The organism is Enterobacter sp. BIDMC93 (assembly GCF_001037805.1).
Taxonomy (GTDB): Bacteria; Pseudomonadota; Gammaproteobacteria; order Enterobacterales; family Enterobacteriaceae; genus Enterobacter; species Enterobacter hormaechei_C.
Genome location: NZ_KQ089962.1, coordinates 2556448 through 2577100 on the forward strand (window position 1 = coordinate 2556448; position 20653 = coordinate 2577100).

The 20653-nt window shown below is 48.1% G+C and carries 20 protein-coding genes and 1 pseudogene; 13 read left to right on the plus strand and 8 right to left on the minus strand.

Annotated elements, in window-relative coordinates; all coding sequences use genetic code 11:
- Positions 1-336: 336 nt before the first annotated feature.
- The 3 genes and pseudogenes from wcaA to SK58_RS12005 all read right to left on the minus strand — a co-directional run bounded on the left by wcaA (position 337) and on the right by SK58_RS12005 (position 2321).
- Positions 337-1206: a colanic acid biosynthesis glycosyltransferase WcaA gene (gene wcaA, locus SK58_RS12000; protein ID WP_072201505.1), complete on the minus strand. Its 870-nt coding sequence runs from the start codon at positions 1204-1206 to the stop codon at positions 337-339.
- A gap of 33 nt (positions 1207-1239) precedes the next feature.
- Positions 1240-1542, minus strand: a pseudogene (locus SK58_RS23185) (pentapeptide repeat-containing protein); the annotation flags it as partial.
- A 200-nt stretch (positions 1543-1742) separates the two neighbouring features.
- Positions 1743-2321 carry a tyrosine-type recombinase/integrase gene (locus tag SK58_RS12005; RefSeq protein WP_023306404.1) on the minus strand — a complete coding sequence of 193 codons (579 nt, stop codon included), beginning with the start codon at positions 2319-2321 and terminating at the stop codon, positions 1743-1745.
- A gap of 1943 nt (positions 2322-4264) precedes the next feature.
- On the opposite strand from SK58_RS12005, the gene SK58_RS23070 reads away from it, so the two are divergent.
- From SK58_RS23070 to SK58_RS12050, 10 genes are all read left to right on the plus strand, one after another.
- The gene (locus tag SK58_RS23070; protein WP_023306402.1) at positions 4265-4438 is read left to right on the plus strand and encodes a hypothetical protein; all 174 of its coding nucleotides are present in this window, start codon (positions 4265-4267) and stop codon (positions 4436-4438) included.
- Positions 4439-4495: 57 nt separating this feature from the next.
- Positions 4496-5329, plus strand: a complete 834-nt coding sequence (locus SK58_RS12015) for a Fic family protein (protein ID WP_048219940.1) — start codon at positions 4496-4498, stop codon at positions 5327-5329.
- A 21-nt stretch (positions 5330-5350) separates the two neighbouring features.
- Positions 5351-5629, plus strand: a complete 279-nt coding sequence (locus tag SK58_RS12020; protein WP_032625260.1) for a hypothetical protein — start codon at positions 5351-5353, stop codon at positions 5627-5629.
- A gap of 109 nt (positions 5630-5738) precedes the next feature.
- A complete protein-coding gene (locus SK58_RS23190; protein WP_048219942.1) occupies positions 5739-6119 on the plus strand; it encodes a hypothetical protein in 381 nt (126 codons plus the stop codon).
- On the plus strand, positions 6112-6468 hold the full coding sequence (locus SK58_RS12030) for a hypothetical protein (protein ID WP_048219944.1): 357 nt from the start codon (positions 6112-6114) through the stop codon (positions 6466-6468). Before SK58_RS23190 ends, SK58_RS12030 begins: the two co-directional genes overlap by 8 nt.
- A gap of 719 nt (positions 6469-7187) precedes the next feature.
- Positions 7188-7340, plus strand: a complete 153-nt coding sequence (locus SK58_RS12035; protein ID WP_255353780.1) for a hypothetical protein — start codon at positions 7188-7190, stop codon at positions 7338-7340.
- Positions 7337-7699, plus strand: a complete 363-nt coding sequence (locus tag SK58_RS12040) for a hypothetical protein (protein WP_023304371.1) — start codon at positions 7337-7339, stop codon at positions 7697-7699. Before SK58_RS12035 ends, SK58_RS12040 begins: the two co-directional genes overlap by 4 nt.
- 15 nt (positions 7700-7714) lie before the next feature.
- Positions 7715-8746, plus strand: a complete 1032-nt coding sequence (locus SK58_RS12045) for a major capsid protein (RefSeq protein ID WP_048219946.1) — start codon at positions 7715-7717, stop codon at positions 8744-8746.
- Between the two features lie 133 nt (positions 8747-8879).
- Complete coding sequence (locus SK58_RS22345; RefSeq protein ID WP_023306397.1) at positions 8880-9077, plus strand: hypothetical protein; 198 nt, start codon at positions 8880-8882, stop codon at positions 9075-9077.
- Complete coding sequence (locus SK58_RS12050; protein ID WP_048219948.1) at positions 9070-10935, plus strand: cell envelope integrity protein TolA; 1866 nt, start codon at positions 9070-9072, stop codon at positions 10933-10935. The genes SK58_RS22345 and SK58_RS12050 overlap by 8 nt, the downstream gene beginning before the upstream one ends.
- 42 nt (positions 10936-10977) lie before the next feature.
- Here the strand turns inward: SK58_RS12050 and SK58_RS12055 are convergent, their stop codons facing one another.
- Entirely contained in the window at positions 10978-11649 is a 672-nt protein-coding gene (locus SK58_RS12055) for an EAL domain-containing protein (RefSeq protein WP_032676205.1), read from the minus strand.
- Between the two features lie 221 nt (positions 11650-11870).
- Positions 11871-13403, minus strand: a complete 1533-nt coding sequence (locus SK58_RS12060; RefSeq protein WP_080346849.1) for a tyrosine-type recombinase/integrase — start codon at positions 13401-13403, stop codon at positions 11871-11873.
- A gap of 253 nt (positions 13404-13656) precedes the next feature.
- Here SK58_RS12060 and rluB point away from each other — a divergent pair, with 253 nt between their 5' ends.
- The gene (gene rluB, locus SK58_RS12065) at positions 13657-14532 is read left to right on the plus strand and encodes a 23S rRNA pseudouridine(2605) synthase RluB (RefSeq protein ID WP_003856794.1); all 876 of its coding nucleotides are present in this window, start codon (positions 13657-13659) and stop codon (positions 14530-14532) included.
- A 34-nt stretch (positions 14533-14566) separates the two neighbouring features.
- On the opposite strand, the gene cobO is transcribed toward rluB, so the two are convergent.
- Both cobO and SK58_RS12075 read right to left on the minus strand, forming a co-directional pair.
- Entirely contained in the window at positions 14567-15157 is a 591-nt protein-coding gene (gene cobO, locus SK58_RS12070) for a cob(I)yrinic acid a,c-diamide adenosyltransferase (protein WP_015570385.1), read from the minus strand.
- Positions 15154-15915 carry a YciK family oxidoreductase gene (locus tag SK58_RS12075; protein ID WP_045911819.1) on the minus strand — a complete coding sequence of 254 codons (762 nt, stop codon included), beginning with the start codon at positions 15913-15915 and terminating at the stop codon, positions 15154-15156. Before SK58_RS12075 ends, cobO begins: the two co-directional genes overlap by 4 nt.
- 252 nt (positions 15916-16167) lie before the next feature.
- Between SK58_RS12075 and sohB the strand changes: the two genes are divergently transcribed.
- Positions 16168-17214: a protease SohB gene (gene sohB / locus SK58_RS12080; protein ID WP_048219950.1), complete on the plus strand. Its 1047-nt coding sequence runs from the start codon at positions 16168-16170 to the stop codon at positions 17212-17214.
- A 35-nt stretch (positions 17215-17249) separates the two neighbouring features.
- Here the strand turns inward: sohB and SK58_RS12085 are convergent, their stop codons facing one another.
- Entirely contained in the window at positions 17250-17501 is a 252-nt protein-coding gene (locus tag SK58_RS12085; RefSeq protein ID WP_040117736.1) for a YciN family protein, read from the minus strand.
- 398 nt (positions 17502-17899) lie between these two features.
- On the opposite strand from SK58_RS12085, the gene topA reads away from it, so the two are divergent.
- A complete protein-coding gene (topA, locus tag SK58_RS12090) occupies positions 17900-20497 on the plus strand; it encodes a type I DNA topoisomerase (RefSeq protein WP_017384217.1) in 2598 nt (865 codons plus the stop codon).
- Positions 20498-20653: the final 156 nt, after the last annotated feature.

Consider the following 20653-nt stretch of genomic DNA (forward strand, 5'->3'; position numbering starts at 1 on the left):
TGACCTGATTCGACGCCTGTGAAGGCGCACAAGATAAATATTAAATCTTTTGCAATCAATTAGTTAATGTGTCTCGGTTAATGGTTATTACCAGCTTGTGTGACAGCCATTAGCTACATCTCGACTCTCATCATGTATGTACACGTTTCCCTACCATTCCTGTCTTCGTTGGTACTGTTCCTTACTTGGTATTAATACGACAAATTGGAAAGCCTCATCGATTCTCTCGCTCAAAGACAACGCTCATTTGTCGAAATTATGCTTGATAGTAAACGCGAAGACTATCCCATCTGGAACAATACCTAACTGTAATTATCCTCTCATCATATGCACGTGTTAGAACTTCCTGTTCCGGAAGCTGGAATACATCATCAGATAGCGTTTCAGATTGCGTAATGTCATCAGATTCATTAGCGTTTGTGGTCGCATCCTTTTGTTGCGAATGTAGTACAGGGTGAAAAGCTGATATTTTTTACTCGATACGTCTAATTTTGCTTTGTGCTTCCGGTAAAAATCCAGATAACCTGAAAACTTACGTCCTGAGCAGGTGATGCGGACCTCACCGTGATTGACATATAGCACCTGAGTTATCACGTCCAGTTTGAAAGGATCGCCATAGGTTTCAGCCAACCGGTAGAATGCATCATAATCCTGAGCGGCGGTCAGGTGTTCATCAAACAGAACCTGCTGCATCCGGCTGGTTAAAGTAAGCATCTGGTTGCCGATAATATTCCGCTTATCAAACAGGTTCTTTTTATAGGGAGGTTTAGGGTAAACCTGTAATTCATTAAGGTGCTTGTATCCGGTGCTGTCGCAAAGGTAATCATCAGCGTATAAGAAGCTGTGCTGTTGAAGTTTATGTTGGCAGGCAAGAAAGGAGGACAGGCGTGTCGGCAGCCATTCATCATCATCATCCAGACCCGTTATCAGATATCCCTTGGCCATTCGTATCGCCTGATTCCGGACGGCACAGGCTCCGGAATTAAATTCATTGCGGATGTAGGTAATGCGCGGGTCATTCAGATCGGCGATATAAGTCTGAAGTTTATCAAATGACGATGAGAAATCATCGATAATAATGAGTTCCCAGTGTGTATAATCCTGTTTCAATACTGATTGTATAGCCCTGATCGTCAGTGTTTCACGGTTCCAGGTAGGCATATAGACGGAGATGAGCGGTCGGGATGAAAGCGTGTCGCTGCTAATATCCACACGCTCTGTCAGTGCCCCAGTAAAAGTAGCTTTTTGTATGTCACTCCCTGAAAAGTCCACTCCGGTACAGTTCGCGTGACTGAAAATCGCCCCTTCCGTTTTACAGTGGCTGAGATTTGCCCCTTTCAGAGAGGCATATGAGAAATCGGCTCCCCGAAGATCGCTGAACGAAAGATCGCAACCCGATAAATTAATATTACGCAAGTTAAACCTCCTAAGATCCATAAACCGCAGGTCCGAACCTGCCAGATCCGACTGGTGACGAGGGTTCTTAAGGTCAATGTGATGATATTTCAGCAGTTTTTTTTGAATTCTATTTTTGCTGTTCATGTTCAGCTTACTGTGAGTATCGATAATAAATTAGGCTTGCAGTTAATCACTCCCCATATCATTCTGCAATTGTACCCATTCATTTTCAGAAATATTCCCAAAGACAAACTGACGTTATGTAACATTTGTTTATAGTCGTCTGGCGTTCGCCAAGGATGGCAAAACTGCCAACGTCAGCACATTCAAACTTTTCATGGTGATCACCATTCTAAAGAAAACTCCTCTGTTAAATCGTCCTGCACGTCCTGACCGTACCCGATGTAATACATGGTTGAACGTGGATCTGTCTGCCCCAGGAAATGGGCGATAGTTTCAATAGCTACACCATTTTCGAATAGGATTCGCCCCCGACTTTTTCGCGGCGTATGGCAGCCCACGTTAGAGAATCCGGCTCTACGTCCCATCTTCCCAAATTCAGTGAATACCGTGTTACGGGTTACTGCGTTGCCTTTACTACGTAGATCGCCCTTGCTAAAGATGAAATCCGTCTTCACTGGCATATCGGCTTGCTCTGCCTTACGTTGCGCTACGGCTGACAGCATCGCGGCTGTCACCTTTGGCCTCACTACGTTTCCGGTTTTCTCCTGCTTCACCTTAAGGTGAGATTGCCCTTCTACATCTTCGTACCGGAGTTTGAGCACATCAGAGATACGTAGACCGCTTTCATACATAAACACCCACAAGCAATAAAACAGGTTGCTTCTGGCGTTGCGCTGTAGCTCTGCTGCTACTGCCTTAACTTCGTCTGCACTCTTTAGCGCCTGACTAATACCTTTCATCTTTACCCCTCCTTATGTTCGTTTCGGTGAAAACATCATTGATCAGAAATTGATCATTTTCAACAGGTTGTACGATACGTATGTTTAAGAAGAGCACAAAATGATCAAAATGTGTGCGCGGTTGCTTGAGTTGCTTAACGGCGTGATCAAGGCCGCCCCAATTCTGCCGCCCGTCAGTACCAAATATCTGTAACTGATTGAAAAATAAAAATAAATTAAATTTCATCAATGATTCATGAAACTGTGGTTATGTCAAGAAATTTATTTTCGATGACGGGGAGTTACCCCTGTTTGCACGGTGAAGTGATGGAAAAGTGCACTGATTGAATAAAATCATATAGTTACAAAATACACTTTACGAAAGTGTATCGAAGCGGGGCGAAATTGCACGATAGATGATAATGATTCTCATCTGAATTGATTGCATTAAGAAACGATTAGAATGCTAACCAAATGACGGGTTTCAGCATGGAAAAAAAGCGAATTGTTACTTTATAACATAAAACGAGAGAACTCGTTCGACAAATCTGGCACGGGTGCAAAGTAGTTTTCATGACAAATGGCGCTGTATTCAGCACTACACAACGGTTTAGCTAAGTGGGGCATTCTTACAATGAAAGTGAACAATCTACTTTGGCTTACATCTACACCGATTCTTTACCTGTCATTTAAGATAGGTTTTGGCGTTAATAATTTATGGTTTTGATAGAGATAACCTAAGATTTTCCTCTGGCTGTTCTTAGGATTGTTGCATGTGCGATTCGTAGTGAGCAGGGCGACGGTCTACCGTTGGGTGAAGGTCTGATCGGTACTTTGGATAACCCTCAAATTGAGGTGTATTTGCACCTGTGATAATCGGATAGCCATCAAATTGAGGGATAAACTCAAGATATAACCCTCAAAATGAGGGATAGATTGGCAGGATAACCCTCAAATTGAGGTGCTATACAAAGAGATTCTAAAAGCGATCTCTAAAAGAGAGCTTTTAGAAGATCTTGTGAAAGATTCGCTTTGCTGGCGTGTGTCGCCTGGCAAGTGACCTGATTCGCCTTTGGGTGGCTACTCGGTCAGCCGCTCACGACGCAGCGATCAGCGCATCTGTCTGTGATTGTGCCAGGGCTTCGCCCTCGTGAAACGAGGCACAGAAGCTATGCGCCGTGTGCGCAATGTCTTTCGGCATAACTTCTGCCTGTCTTCCATGCTCCGCATTTCATCCATGCAAAGTTAGCCCACGGCTAAGGCTTCACTGGTCGCTGATAGCTCCAGTTCATCCAGCCTCAATCCAATACCATCACCTACTATCCTGATAACTAACGTTATCCCTCAGTAGTTGTGCTATTGGTTTCGGTAAGTGCCAGAGGGCGGAAGTGATGCGAATAGAACGCCTCAGACGCGCTGTAAGCGGTTTTGAGATGGTAGGGAATGCAGATACTACTGATATCACAAAAGCTCTCAGAACGCGATACAGGAGGTTTTGTTAGTGTGAGAAGGGGTTGAACAAATAGCCTGAGTGTGTTAAAATTTTAATTCACTTAATTTTGAAATTAGCTATTGACTTTGAAATCATTTCATGTTATAGTAAGTTTTGTCGGGTGAGGAAAGCATTCATCCCGTCATCTTATTAGGCATCCAGCCTGACCCAAACAATCCAAATCACACCGCACTATCAGGCAACGTTAATAACGTTCTCCCCTGGACGGTGTTTTCGTTTATCTCACGCAAGGAGAATCAACATTAAGTATTTTAATCCAGAACTTGTCTTCGAGGCTTTGAAAACTGGAGACAAGACCCGCAAGGCACTTAACAGCCAGCGAGCAGCAGCACAGCGTCAAGGATATTTGGAACACGCTGAAAGATTGCGTAAAGGAATCGAACTTTACGATCAATGGAAAGCTGAACAGGCTGAAACCACCGCCAACGAATAAACCAGAAGGAGAAACCATATGAGCGACATTATAAACGCAACCCCAAAGGGGAAGGCATTCACTACTCTGAAAATTGATGATTCAACGTTTCAAGCCCTTTTTAAGGCAGCGAGAGCGCAGAGAATTACCGTAAGAGAATACATTCTTTCTATTCTTGACCAGCACGCGGAGAAATTAACAGAGGGCAAGTGATCCCAAACTCACCTATTAACCGCGCAAGCGGTGACGACAAACAAGGAATAATAACCAATGACCAAAATAAAATACATCGATACTAACGATTTCGATTATGTTCCATCTGAAACAGCATTTCTCGAATGCACCAGGATCACCAATCTGAAATCAGGCATTACAGAGTCACTCACAAACAATGACAAAGATTTTTACGTCAGGATGCGGCATCGCTACTATTACTTCGTGAAAGAGTTGGGCGGTACTTATTACGATAACGTCGATCAGCTTGGTCAAAGTATTGGTGTCAGCCCAGCAACGGCAACACGTATTGTTGCAAAGCTGAGAAAGATCGGTCTTATTTCCAGTGATAATCCAAAGCGATCCAATCAATGGACTGTTACACCGCTCACGCCGGAAAACTTCCTCTTAGAACGTGATCGTAACGCGCTGGAAGATAAAGCCGATCCTGATTGGGTGGATTGTATGAAACATCCAGTTTTTGGCAATGCCAAAGAAGACGTAGCGCCAGAGGTGCAGGAAGAAAAGCAACCTGTTCCAGAAGCCGATCCGATGTGCGAGTTTGACGATATGCCGGAAGAAGAAGCGCCAGCGCCGGAAAAAGTGGAGCCAACACCGAAGCCAAAGCCCACGAAGAAACCAACGCCAAAGAAAGCACCAGCCAATCAGCAAGCCATTTCCCCATTCGAGTTTAAGAAACCACGGGACGAGCGTTTAGATGGGTGGAACTTTGAAAGATTAAACGACACATCTTATCGGCACCAGACGTTTAATGACTTTGATCTGCCTTATCTCGTTTTATTCGAGAGTCAGGGGAAGCTAACAAACCCGAAAGCCATAGAACATCTGAAAATGAAGAGAAATCTCTTCGAAAGAACAGGGCGCTTGTAGCCATTAATAACCAGGAGGATTATGATTCAATACTTAGTAAAATACGGCGTTGACCGTATTCAGATTAACGACGCTGGAAAGCGCGTATTAGAAACCCTGCAATACTTTTACAGATCCAAACCAACCAAGATCCGACTTGGTGACATTATCGAACGTTCTGGATGTTCGCAGGGCGGTGTGATGTTCTGGCTTCACACGTTAAAATCATTCGGTGTGATCGACTTTAAAGAAACTGGCTATTTTGACGTAACAGTAAAATCAATGATCTCGGATTATGAGATCATCTACTCAAACAACTAATAAAATCTACGGGAAACTTTTATGATCATCGCTATGTATTGGTTATTTGCATTTTACGCAGTATGGACATTAACGAGAAAAAAAGGAGTTTCCCCTCTACGAGGAATGAATGGGACGAAAAGAACGAAATCCAATTAAACGGATAGAACAAGCAACACGCGTCAGCAAACGTAAATACACCTCTTCTCTACAAGACCTCGCACGAGAGTCTATTCCAGGAGAATGGATCACCGAAATAATAGAATACCCTGCAACGGTGCCCGTAGGGGCAGAGTATGAACTATTGCAGGATGTTTTAGCATCTTCGGATAACGTCTTCTATAAACCACGCCGCCGCCGTGAATACCGTGTTGATTCATCGAATCTTAAGAAGTGGCAGCTATACGCAGAAAACTATATTGACTGGGTGGGGTATTCCCAAACTAACGGCTTATCTCACCACATACAAGATTTTGACATTCTCTTTGACGACAAGGAAAACAATGAATAATAAAACTATGGACATCGTGAACATCGTGAACACCCTAATTAACTCTTTCCACGACATTTGGCATTTACCAGCCCTGCGGCTTGTTAATAAGGCGTGGCGTGAGAGAACGCCCTCCGCGCTTCTGGAAGCGATACAATACACTGAACAGGCAATTACCGCCCTTGAACACTGGAGCGCTGCTGTAGAGCACCTGGTGCAGATGAACGGGGATACCGTCACCGTGGATCAGGCGTGGCGCATTGCGAATGACCTTGAAGAGCTTGCTTGCTCCCTGCAATACATCACCGCCGAACTTGCGGAACTGGCAGGAGTCATTGCCGAGAAATACGCAGTAAGTGAACTTGAATAAAAATGCAAGGAAAGTGAATAAAATGTTGGTTTAGGTATTGACAAATTAACAGAAATGTTATAGAATAAGAAGTAGGGATAGTATTCGAATCACTTCTCCCTCCTGAATGCCGTTTCCCATAGTGGCACTCTTTCCATTCGAATGTTCTCTCTGAAAGTGTTGGTTCTTTCTTCTTTGTCTTGTTTAGTTCCGAAGGAATGCGCGGGATGTAATGTCTCGTTGTGTTGGTATTGCATCGCAATCACCGCGCATCTCCGACTTTTTCAGAAAGAGCATTCGCTCTTTACTCATTCATTCCGTTAGGGTGAATGTAGTCAGACTGAATAAATGCCGTCAGTGGTAGTTACGTTCAGGCTGGCAATCTCTTATTACTATTCCAGTGGTGATATTGAGATTCCATTCCCACTTCTCGCCATGACAGAAGGGCTTCTGTTTTGAAGTGGGAGCAATGACGGGCGATCCTTCTTCTGTTATTCGTAACAGTTGCGCCCTTCATTATTTTAGATGTCATTCTTTAACATCATGATCCTCCGAAACGAAAATGATTTTAACAGAATGCTTTCTAACAAGGGCATATCTCCTGGCGACTTCGGTCGCCTTTCTTACGCTCAATGCGTAACAGAAAAGTTAATAAAACGCGAAGGAACAACATGTTTCTATTAAATAACAAATCGCGTGTACTCAAATATAAAAATGATGTTCTCACCGTCAATCCTTAGATGATTGAGATGGTGGCTCAGTATGCTGGTTGTTCGGTTGATGAAGTGATCAAAGCGATGGATACGTATTTTCCTGACGAATCACCAAAACAAGAAACAACTATTCAGGATTTGATTGCACGTAAAGTAAATAAGGAATCAACCAAACAATGATTATTGACCTATCAGAAGTCTTTCCGGTACGTAAAAGCTACACAGATATTGTGAGTGCTGCGACCGACAATTTTGCAGCAGTAGACAGTAAAGTGTTCGCTTCTCTTCCTGCTGATGTGCAGTGCGGCGATGTGCTCGATAGCACTGGCGCTCTCTATACCTCTGGGAATGTGGCTTATGTCGTCGTGTCCGACTTCGTTCAAGCTGGAAGTAATAAGCCTGTGAACGTCCTACGCGCTCCCAACGTTGGATCATACGTTGCCCTCAAGATCGACAATCTCAACGCAGCTAACCACGCAGCAGCGATCAGCGCATTACAGGCGCAAGGCTTCGCCACTCGTGAATTTTTCACCTCTTAAGCAAGGAAGATAATAATGATTATTGGAAATGAGCGTATCGACCTTTCCCCGTTATTCCAGCTAACCAGCACCAGAAATTTCCTACTCAGTTCTCTAAATCTCTTTGATGGTGTAGGCGTTTCTTCTCATAAAGTTAGTGTGTCCCGTCTGCTGGAAGATAACACCAGCCTGTTCAACCAGCCTACGGCGCGTTTCTCAAACGAGCATAACGTAACATCCCGTCAGAGCGGCAAAGAATGGCTGATCGAGCTTCCCTTCTTTATGAGGGAGGATCTTATTGTTCCGGCAGATATCCAGGGCAAGCGCAAACCAGGAAGCGACATTCAAGAAACAGTGACGGACATTTACAGCGATTACATGGGTAAACACGCTGTAGCGTTTATGCGTACTCGTGAAAGTTACCTCGCACGTTCTCTGTTCTCTGGTCAGGTTTATACACCTAAGACAGACGATCTGTTAATCGACTTTGGCGACCTGTTCGGCGTAGCCCCGATGAATGCCACTCTTGATCTGTCAGCTACAGATAGCAGCACTCTACGTGCGATTGACGACATGGTGAGTCAAATCACCGAAGCGGCACAAAGCCAGGCGTCGGCAGTGGAGCGAATTATTGTTTTCGCCAAGGGTGGATTCTATAGCGATCTGCGTTTCAGTCCTGCGATGGAGGCGGCTTTCCGCTATGTCAGCCCACTTGATGAAGGGAACGTAGTGTTCCAGCATCGTGAACTACTTCCAGGTGTAAGCACCTTTTCGATCCCTGGCTCAAATGTAGATGTGATCAAGGTGACAGATCCGCTCCTGATCGCACAAATGGGTGATGCCGACGCTATCGCCATCCCGCAATTCGCTAAGGGAAGTGGTATTTACACCAATATCTACGGCGCGGCTTCGTCAACGTTCGAACTCCTTAATGCTGCACCTGCGGAAGTTTATAGCTGGAGCTTCGAAAGTGAGCGCGGAAACACGATCAACGTGATCTCGGAAAACTCAGCACTGCCAGTTAACCACGGCCTGAACTTCTCCGTTCACATTAAAGCCTCAGAATAACGAGCGATAGACGGTAGTTCTTCCCGTCTGAAATAAAGAAGAGCTTTTAATCAGGGGCGTAGGGAACTGGAACACGCAAAGCAAATGCGCCAGCCCTTGCCCCTTTTTATTTCCAGAATATGAGGAAAGATAGATGCAAGTGATTTTAAAAAGCGCGGGGCTTCACCTCGCCGTAAATGCTGAAACAGCAGAAGAGTTATTAAATCTGGCGGGAGTGTGTCGTGTGCTTGAAATAGATCACGGTCATCTACGTCAGTTATTACATCGTGGGCGTAGTGTATCAGATGCACTTAATTATCTGGTGAGTAAGAAAGGCGGTGGCGATGCTTGATATTTCGGTCAGTCAGATCCGCAATACGGTTACATTCGTGGTGGATAAGCAGAGCATTGCTCTGGCTAAAGCCGCAGCGGATAACCTTCAAAAGCACTTCCAGAAAATAGCCGATCCTAAGATTCGCTTCCAGGCTCAGAAGCAGCGCAGACAGAAAGCTCGTCAACAAGCCGATGATGCGCGTTTTAATGATAAACCTCGTGATACGAAGGAAATGAAAGCCCAACGTGCGGCGCAGAAGCAGAAAGCCAGGGATGAAAAGGCCAATCTGAAAGCGAAGCAGCAGCTACAGAAGCGCCAAGAGACAGCCGAGCTTAAACTTCGCCATGCAGGGCTACAAGTGTCAGGAATTAAAGGTAAATACGGACTTGATCCTAAATCTCAATATGAAGCGTTACGTTTCATACGTCAGCAAACAGAGGAATTTGCCAAAGGCAATCTGACCAGTGCCCGTATGAACGCATCTATTCGTGAGCGTGTAACCCTGTTACGCAGAGAAGCCGCACAGCAAGCCAAAGTGACACAGGCACAGCGTACCCAGTATGCCGCAGCAGCCACTAAGCTAAAGGCTCAGAAGGGCGGGAATGCTCCTATCGTCGGTGGTGGGGTATTAGGAAGCCTTGCGTTAACGGCTGGCTCCCTCGGAGTGGGGCAGCGAATTGTTGACAAAGGGAATGAAAATCTTGACCTGGTGCGACAGTCGGCTCTTGTTAAGACAAATCCTAATGCAATCAAGACAATGGTAGCCTGGGGGCAGCAACATGGGGTTGACTCAGCTAATACATCTAAAGCCGTTGATAATATGAAAGATGTTCGTGAACGCCTCGCCATGACTGTTAACGATGCTCAAATGAAGAATGGCGAATGGAAGGGTGGGGATGGTGGCATTACGTCGATAATGAACAAATTTGGATGGAGTAAGGATCAGATTTCCAAGTTCCAAGATTCACCACTCGATTTTGTTCAAGCTACAGTGAATGAAGGGCAACGCCGTGGTATGTCACAGGCTCAGATTGGTACGCTGATTGAGAGTTTAGGTGATGACCTGATGCACTACACAGATATGTTCATGAATAACGGAGCTGAGTATAACAAGACGCTGAAACAGCTTGTGGAAAGTGGTCAAACTCTTAACGACGAGCAAATCAAACAAACCTACGCTTACGGCGATCTGTCTGTGGCAATGGGTAATCTGATGAATGGTGTGGATAATTCTTTATTCACCGGATTCATGAAAGGCTTCGCTGATGGTGGTGATGACCTTGTGAAGAACACCAAAGTGATTACTGAATCGGCTGGAATGCTCGGAGAGGGGTTAGGCAATCTCTCGAAAGAAATCACCGGATTTGTGGGTGAGATTTCCAGTGTGGTGAGTGATATCAATGCTGGGCTTCGCTCTCGTTTCCCAGAGTGGTTTAGCAATGCTAACAAACCAGCGGCACAGAGTTTGTATGATGGTGCTGTTACAGGAAGTGCCAACAGTGCTGCCGATTGGGTGCAGGACAAGACAGGGTTTAATACCCGTAGTGTCGGTCATGCTGTTAAAGGTTGGTTAGGAATAGATGATAAGCCTACAGGGACAGCGGTAGAACAGTACGGCCTGAATGGTGATTCTCTGCGAGGGGGAGCGCTTCGTGATTCTGCTATATCATCCCTAACCAGCACCAATAGTGCGCCATCGTACAACCTTGCACCTGTATTCAATCTCAATCTTGAAGCGTCTGTTCCGCTCACCATTGCCAGCGATAGCTCAAGATTAAGCGATTACATTGATTTCCAGGCGAGAGCCTCACAAGCAAGTTTCGCACAGTCACTAACCTTGTCAGCCTTGAGCGGTCAAAGCAGTACAGGCGGGTGATACATCAAAGGGGCGTAAGCCCCTTTTTTGATGGTTTCAACACTACAGCAATAAATCCACGTTTTTAAAAGGGACAGATTTAAAAAGATACCCCTGTAATCCCCAAATCCCCACCTCACGCAGTAACCCCATATGATCTCTATTCTCAATCCCTTCAATAATAATTTTGTCACAGTGTTTTTTGATTGATGCAATCAGCTGGTTGAAGGTTGGTTTCTGCACCTGTTCATTAAAGAAGCAGCGATCTACCTTTACAACCTCAAAGTATCCTTCCATCAAACTAACTACATTCGCGTTTCCTGCGCCAAGGTCATCGAGCCATAGCCCATTTACACCCTGGCTCAGCGATTTTAATAAGGGACTTTTCAATCCCTTATCCAAACCAGGGAAATGCTCAGAAAGTTCAAGTTTGATGAATGGCATCGATTCGAAAGTTTGTCTAAGTATGTAGTCATGACGTATCAGAAAAGCCATTTGCTGATCAATGTTCAGTGTACAAAATAGATTCTTTTGCTCGAACCACGTTTGCTTAATGGCAATGTTTCCACATTGTTCGTATAGGAAAAGCCGCTTCCTATCTAAATCCCAAGATGAAATTACGAACTCAGGGTGAAGGGGACGTCCATCTGAGGTAATGAAGCGAGTGAGAAGCTCAACGCCTAACAACCTCTCGTCAATGCTCACAATTATTTCCGCGATAAATTGAGTCTGCATGTGTTTACTCCATGAATGTAACAGACTGATAATGATGCATTTAAAAATGCTGATCAATAAAAGCGATCAATTAGCAATATACGATTGATAATAACGATTGATATAAGCGATTGAAATATGGGGGGAAAATAAATTTCAGATCATTCCTAATCATGGGTTAGGGGGCTGAGGATTTATGTGTTCTTGAGCGGGAAGATATAAATGGGGCATCAGCCCCTTTTTTAGTTCTGGAAGTCAACTACACATAACAGGTCTTTAAGCGGTGGGCGATGCGTGTAAATAGAGGTGACGCCTAAACTTTGGGTTCGGGAATGACCAACTACAAACTGCATCAAAGGTAAAGACACGCCCCCAGATGCAAGGCAATGGCTTACGAAGGTGTGACGAAGACTATGTATGCGCCTTTTTAGCCCAAACTCATCATAATCAGGGATACCTGTTTCATTCATCAACTTACCCCATTCGACTGTTGCTGTGGTGTAGTTAGGTAAGTCACTGAAAATCAGATCACCATCGTTTAGAGCATCGGCAAGACTGAGTAAACCTGACTCTAAAACCTTATTGAGTGGTATCTGGCGTTGGGCATGTTCGGTTTTCCCGTCTTCTATATAAATGTACCAGCGTGAAGTTTCTTCATCTAAACGGATGTCCCGCTTTCTGATAGAGGCAATCTCGCCACGTCGAGCACCAGTATAAATGAGGGTGAGGAAGTACCATTTGCGCCAATCGTTATTTTCCAGTGAGAACAGCTTGGTTTTAAGCTTACTCAACTCAGTGTTGCTGAAATGACCTCTCCGATTAGGCTTCACCTCATATGTGATTCCATCGGTTGGGGATTTCTCTAACTGGTCTTTGGTTTCGACGAGGTAAGTTTTAAAAAGCGAGCGCCAGATCTTGAGATGTTTTTCAACATGCTGACTACTGATCAGATCTTCCTCTGGTACGTCATAATCAATGCATTCAGGCAAAGATAGGCGCTTGTATGGCAGCTTAGTACGAGTAGGTAAGTTTTCGGTCACTTTCAGCGCTTCACGAATATCTTGCTTAGTAACCCGATCAATCGGTTTATCACCAATAACGTAAATCAGCACATCAAAGAAACGCTGGTTCTCGTTAGCGATGCTTGCTCGCCATTTTTGACCTTTTTCTTCAACATACTGCGTCCATGCTTCGGAAAGTTTGATTGCTTGGCTTGCGGTATCTTTAACTTCCGTTGAAAAAGCCTGGTTTGTTTCAACCCTACTTTGGGGTGAAGATTTTAGTTTCTGCTCTTCTAACTGATTTTGCAGTGTTGCAATGAGTTGGCGATATCGTAGCAAATCTTTCGAATAGAATGCTTCATAGGCTTGCGCGACGGTCGCGCGGCTCATATCAAGTGCAGCACCTACTTGATTCGCAAAGGGCAAATCTCCCTTGGAAAGTTCAAGTTTCTTCATGTGAAGACTTGCAAGCACTTCGTTTGCTGTCTGATCGCTACCATTAACCACGCGTTGGAAGTGAGCTTCCGAATAGCCTTGTGCGGCTTCTACCGTATCTGAAGCAGATAATAGACAATTAGGATGTATGTTTCTGTGCCACTGTCCTAACTCCGGCAGACGCTCCACCTCTGCAATATCTCTTTCGAGTGCATGTAGAAGATAGTTGTCAAAGTCCTGCTTAGTGGCAGCTCGGTAGCCTTGCATTTTGCGTTTGAACTCTTCGAGGCTCATCGTTCCATTCTGCACAAGGGGAATGAAAGGGCGGATCTGATTCATGATCACTTCTGCTTGCTTTCGGCTATCAGTACCGAGACTCAGACGCACAAAACTTGTTGAATCATTTAGTCTAAAGTTAGTGTAGTATGTGCGCCCACGAATCATTGTGTGTGACAGCTTGTGTGACACGTTGTTTGCCATGCTGTGTACCATGAAAGAGTTACAGATCAGTGAGTTAAGTCGATTTATTGGCTAACTCGTTGTTTTAGAAAGTATACCAGACGCCTGTGAAGGCGACACCTGAGGAAGCTCAATGAGCGAGAAGTTACAGAAAGTGCTGGCGCGCGCCGGCCACGGTTCGCGCCGTGAAATCGAAGCCATTATTGAAGCAGGCCGCGTGAGTGTGGACGGTAAAATCGCCACGCTCGGTGACCGCGTTGAAATCGTACCGGGGCTGAAGATCCGCATTGACGGCCATCTTATCTCCGTGAAAGAGTCTGCTGAACAGATCTGCCGCGTACTGGCTTACTACAAGCCGGAAGGCGAACTGTGTACCCGCAACGACCCGGAAGGTCGCCCGACGGTGTTTGACCGTCTGCCAAAATTGCGTGGCGCCCGCTGGATTGCCGTAGGGCGTCTGGATGTGAACACCTGCGGCCTGCTGCTGTTCACCACCGATGGTGAACTGGCAAACCGTCTGATGCACCCGAGTCGTGAAGTGGAACGTGAATACGCCGTTCGTGTTTTCGGCCAGGTTGATGAGAACAAACTGCGCGATCTGTCGCGTGGTGTTCAGCTGGAGGACGGCCCTGCGGCGTTCAAAACCATCAAGTTTACCGGTGGTGAAGGCATTAACCAGTGGTACAACGTTACCCTGACAGAGGGACGTAACCGCGAGGTGCGTCGACTGTGGGAAGCGGTCGGTGTCCAGGTGAGTCGCTTGATTCGCGTCCGCTATGGCGACATTCTGCTGCCGAAAGGCCTGCCACGTGGCGGCTATACCGAACTGGATCTGACGCAAACCAACTACCTGCGCGATCTGGTTGGCCTGACGCCAGAAACCACGTCGAAAGTGGCGGTAGAGAAAGATCGTCGTCGCATGAAGGCGAATCAAATCCGCCGTGCGGTGAAACGTCATAGCCAGGTCAGCAGCAATCGCCGCTCTGGCAGCCGTAATAACAACGGTTAATTGAAAAGCCCGGTGAATATACCGGGCTTTTTTTTCAGTAATCAATCCCAATTTGCGCTTTGATACCCGCATCGAACGCATGCTTAACCGGACGCAGCTCGCTGACGGTATCGGCCAGCTCCAGAATGTCCCGATGACACCCGCGCCCCGTGACGATCGCCGTCTGGTGTGCAGGGCGGTTCCTGAGGGCCTCCAGCACGGCTTCCAGCGGCAGGTAGTCATACGCCACCATATAGGTGATCTCATCCAGCAACACCATGTTCAGCGACGGGTCTGAAAGCATTCTTTTGGCATGCTCCCAGACGGCGAGGCAGGCTGCGGTATCGGTTTCCCGGTTCTGGGTATCCCAGGTAAAACCGGTTGCCATTACCTGAAACTCAACGCCATGCGGCTCGAGCAGATTACGCTCGCCGTTGGGCCATTCACCCTTGATAAACTGGATCACGCCCACTTTCTGCCCATGCCCGACTGCGCGGGTGGCGGTCCCAAATGCGGCGGTGGTTTTGCCTTTGCCGTTGCCGGTGAACACGATTAGGATACCGCGCTCGTCCTGAGCGGCCGCCACGCGTGCATCAACCTGTTCTTTCAGACGCTGCTGGCGCTGCTGATGACGATCATCACTCATTGCGATATCCCCGGTTTGCGGCCTGGCTGGGCATCGAAGGTCAATCCGGTTTTGCGACGGCTGTCGTCACCCATCAGCCACAGGTAAAGGGGCATGATATCGGCCGGGGTTTTAAGCTTCTGCGGATCTTCTGTCGGGAAGGCGCTGGCGCGCATTTTGGTGCGCGTACCGCCTGGATTAATACAGTTAACCCGCAGGTGGCGGCTTTGGTACTCTTCGGCCAGCACCTGCATCATTCCTTCGGTGGCAAATTTTGAGACGGCGTAAGCCCCCCAGTTCGCACGCCCCTGACGCCCCACGCTGGAGGAGGTAAATACCAGCGAGCCGGAATCGGAGTTGAGTAATAAAGGAAGCAAGGCCTGGGTCAGGAAAAACGTCCCGTTGACGTTAACCTGCATCACCTGCTGCCAAATCTCCGGATCCTGTTCATCCATCGGGCGCACTTCGCCCAGTAACCCCGCGTTGTGCAGTACGCCGTCCAGACGCGGATAATGCGTGCTGATACGCTGGGCAAGGGCCTGACATGACGCTGACGTACAGGTCAGCAGATCGAGCGTATACCAGGGCGTGGGGGTACCGCCGGCGTTTTCGATTTCACGGGCGACGGCCTTGAGCTTTTCTTCATTACGTCCCAGCAGAATAAGGCTCGCACCGTATTCAGAATAGGTCAGCGCCGCTTCGCGACCAATCCCGTCGCTGGCACCGGTAACCAGAATGATGCGGTTCTGTAGAAGGTTTTTTTGTGGCTGATAATGCACGGTGGCTCCTCAGGCGCATTGGGCGTGACTTGCACCTTTATTTATGACTTTTCGGCTTTATGCCCGAAACAGCGTCAGAATTCAATCAGTCTACAGGACAGAACGCTGGGAAATTAACAATTTGCAAAGATTTAAACCAGAAGCGGGGGATTCCTGAAGCCGCCTCGCAGAGGTAATGTCCAGAGCGAGACGCCTGCGCAGGGCTGTTGTACACTGGCGTGAAAGATTCGTGGTTAAATCAAGGTGGAACGCGTGGAATTACTTTCTCAGTATGGGTTGTTTTTGGCCAAAATCGCGACGGTGGTTATTGCTGTCGCGGTGATTGCCGTCCTGATTGTCAACCTGACGCAGCGTAAGCGTCAGCGTGGTGAGTTACGCATTACCCGCCTGAGCGAGCAGTATAAAGAGATGCAGGAGGAGATGTCTCTGGCGCTGCTTGACGATCATCAACAGAAGCTGTGGCTAAAAGCCCAGAAGAAAAAACATAAGCAGGACGCCAAAGCCGCGAAGGCGAAAGCTAAGCTCGCCACGCCACAGGCTGACGCAAAACCGCGCGTCTATGTGCTCGATTTTAAAGGTAGCATGGATGCGCATGAAGTCTCCTCTCTGCGTGAAGAAGTGACGGCGGTGCTGGCCGTGGCGACAGCCCAGGATCAGGTGGTGGTACGCCTTGAAAGCCCGGGCGGCGTAGTGCATGGGTATGGACTGGCGGCTTCGCAGTTACAACGTCTGCGGGATAAACAGATCCCACTCACCGTTGCGGTAGATAAGGTCGCGGCGAGTGGCGGCTATTTGATGGCGTGCGTGGCGGATAAAATCGTCGCGGCACCGTTCTCCATTATCGGCTCGATTGGGGTGGTCGCGCAGATCCCTAACTTCAATCGTTTCCTGAAAAATAAAGAGATCGACATCGAACTGCATACGGCGGGTCAGTACAAACGTACGCTGACGCTGCTCGGCGAAAATACCGAAGAGGGACGGCAGAAATTCCGGGAAGATCTGAACGAAACCCACCATCTGTTCAAAGATTTCGTGCACCGCATGCGCCCAACGCTGGACATTGAGCAGCTGGCTACGGGCGAACACTGGTACGGCACGCAGGCGCAGGAGAAAGGGCTGGTGGATGAAGTGGGTACCAGCGATGACCTCCTGCTCAACCTGATGGAAGGCCGTGAGCTGGTGGGGGTGCGCTTCACCCGACGTAAGCGCCTGCTCGACCGTTTTACCAATAGCGCGGCAGAAAGCGCGGATCGCCTGCTGCTACGCTGGTTGCAGCGCGGCCAAAAGCCGCTGCTGTAAAGAAAAACGCGAGGCAGATGCCTCGCGTTTTCGTTTTAATCGACCAGGTGGTACTTCTCTGAGAGGGTATGCGCCAGGTATTTAAACATGTTAAACACGGCGGTGCTTTTCGGGGTGGGTAGCCCTTGTTCATCAAGGAAGTATTCACCGCTGAACACCAGCACGCCATTACGTTGTTCCACGCCAGTCGCTTCAATTCCCGTCAGGGTGTCTTCATGGTCGCGAATGAGTTTGTTTGCTTCGATAAGCAAAGAAGCTCGGTCAATGGGTTGGGTCGTATTCTGCATATTCCACTCCTTAAACAGTGACAATAGTCTACGCCTGGGTCGCTTCGGGGGCAAATTTTCCCTGTTATCCGAGGGGATAAGAAACAGGGGCTGGCTGGCGGGATTTGCTTTTGCATGCTAATAAAGTTGCGTAACGAATTTTATCAGGTACAGTGTGCGCTTTCGTCATTCTGGCAACAGAATTGCTTGACATTCGACCGGGAATTCGTCACGAATGAACTTTGATGTGAGAAAAATACCCGAAAACTCAATGACCTGGATGTCGCCATTCTGACGTTCGGTAACACATAGGGGTTGATATCCCCTGACGATGTCGCAATATCAATGGCTCGTCGTCAGCGGAAGGGAAATCAACGTGCGGCGTATTCCTGGAAGAATTAAATTAGGTAAAGGTGAATATGGGTAAAGCTCTCGTCATCGTTGAGTCCCCGGCAAAAGCCAAAACGATCAATAAATATCTGGGCAATGACTACGTGGTTAAGTCCAGCGTTGGTCACATTCGCGATTTGCCGACCAGTGGCTCAGCCAGCAAAAAGAGCGCAGACTCTACCTCCACCAAAGGGGCTAAAAAGCCTAAAAAGGATGAACGTAGCGCGCTTGTCAACCGCATGGGTGTTAACCCATGGCACAACTGGGATGCACATTACGAAGTGCTGCCAGGCAAAGAAAAAGTCGTTAACGAGCTGAAACAGCTTGCTGAAAAAGCAGACCACATTTATCTCGCAACCGACCTTGACCGCGAAGGGGAGGCCATTGCATGGCACCTGCGGGAAGTGATCGGGGGTGATGACAAACGCTACAGCCGTGTAGTGTTCAACGAAATTACAAAGAATGCGATTCGTCAGGCGTTTGAAAAGCCGGGTGAACTGAATATCGACCGTGTTAACGCTCAGCAGGCGCGTCGCTTTATGGACCGCGTTGTAGGCTACATGGTCTCGCCGTTGCTGTGGAAAAAGGTCGCTCGCGGCCTGTCTGCGGGGCGTGTGCAGTCTGTGGCTGTTCGTCTTGTTGTTGAGCGTGAACGCGAGATCAAAGCGTTCGTCCCGGAAGAGTTCTGGGAAGTGGATGCGAATGTCACCACGCCGGGCGGCGATGCGCTGCCGTTGCAGGTGAGCCATCACAACGACAAACCGTTCCGTCCTGAAAATCGCGATCAGACCATGGCCGCCGTGGCGCTGCTGGAAAAAGCGCGTTATCAGGTTCTGGATCGTGAAGATAAACCAACCAGCAGCAAGCCTGGCGCACCGTTTATCACGTCAACTCTCCAGCAGGCGGCAAGTACCCGTCTGGGTTACGGCGTGAAGAAAACCATGATGATGGCCCAGCGCTTGTATGAAGCGGGTTACATCACCTACATGCGTACTGACTCCACCAACCTGAGCCAGGACGCTGTCAACATGGTGCGTGGCTATATCGAGGACAACTTCGGTAAGAAATACCTGCCGGACGGGCCTAATCAGTACGCCAGCAAAGAGAATTCTCAGGAAGCGCACGAAGCGATTCGTCCTTCTGACGTTTCTGTTCTGGCTGAATCGCTGAAAGATATGGAAGCGGACGCCCAGAAGCTGTATCAGCTGATCTGGCGCCAGTTCGTAGCTTGCCAGATGACGCCAGCGAAATACGACTCCACCACGCTGACGGTCGGCGCGGGTGATTTCCGCCTGAAAGCGCGCGGCCGCATTCTGCGCTTCGACGGCTGGACAAAAGTGATGCCAGCGCTGCGTAAAGGCGATGAAGACAGAACGCTGCCTTCAGTCAACAAAGGTGACGAGCTGTCGCTGGTTGATCTGGTCCCGGCTCAGCACTTCACCAAGCCACCTGCGCGCTTCAGCGAAGCATCGCTGGTGAAAGAGCTGGAAAAACGCGGCATCGGTCGCCCGTCCACCTATGCGTCAATCATTTCGACCATTCAGGATCGTGGATACGTTCGCGTCGAGAACCGTCGTTTCTATGCTGAAAAAATGGGTGAGATTGTCACCGACCGTCTGGAAGCGAACTTCCGCGAGTTGATGAACTATGACTTCACCGCGCAGATGGAAGACAGCCTCGATGAGGTTGCCAGCCATAAGGCAGAGTGGAAGAAAGTTCTCGACAGCTTCTTCAGCGATTTTACCAATCAGCTTGAGAAAGCCGAGAAAGATCCTGAAGAGGGCGGCATGCTGCCTAACCAGATGGTACTGACGAGCATCGACTGCCCAACCTGCGGCCGTAAAATGGGGATCCGTACCGCGACCACGGGCGTGTTCCTCGGTTGCTCTGGCTATGCGCTGTCGCCGAAAGAGCGTTGCAAAACCACCATCAACCTCGTGCCGGAGAACGAAGTTCTCAACGTGCTGGAAGGTGACGATGCGGAGACCAACGCACTGCGCGCCAAACGCCGCTGTAAGAAATGCGGCACGGCGATGGACAGCTACCTGATCGATCCAAAACGCAAACTGCACGTTTGTGGCAATAACCCGACCTGCGATGGTTATGAGATCGAAGAAGGTGAGTTCCGTATTAAGGGCTATGACGGTCCAATCGTTGAGTGTGAGAAATGTGGTTCCGAAATGCACCTGAAAATGGGACGCTTCGGTAAGTACATGGCATGCACCAACGACGACTGTAAAAACACGCGTAAGATCCTGCGTAACGGTGAAGTTGCGCCGCCGAAGGAAGATCCGGTTCCGCTTCCTGAGCTGCCGTGCGAGAAGTCAGACGCGTATTTCGTGCTGCGTGACGGTGCTGCCGGGGTATTCCTGGCGGCCAACACCTTCCCGAAATCGCGCGAAACCCGTGCGCCGCTGGTAGAAGAGCTGTACCGCTTCCGCGACCGTCTGCCGGAGAAACTGCGTTACCTGGCCGATGCGCCACAGCAGGATCCGGAAGGCAACAAAACCGTGGTGCGCTTCAGCCGTAAAACGAAGCAGCAGTACGTGGCGGCAGAGAAAGAGGGCAAAGCGACCGGATGGTCAGCCTTCTTTGTCGACGGGAAATGGGTTGAAGGCAAGAAATAATCTTCCCTTACCGTAACTTACCTGTAAAAGGGCCGGACTTCCGGCCCTTTTTTATTACGTAGTTATTATTTTTTGTTCCGTACTATACAGCCTGGCTATAAATGATATAGTGGTTATAGTTAACCCGTTTCTTATTATCAAATCGTCTTAAGCGAT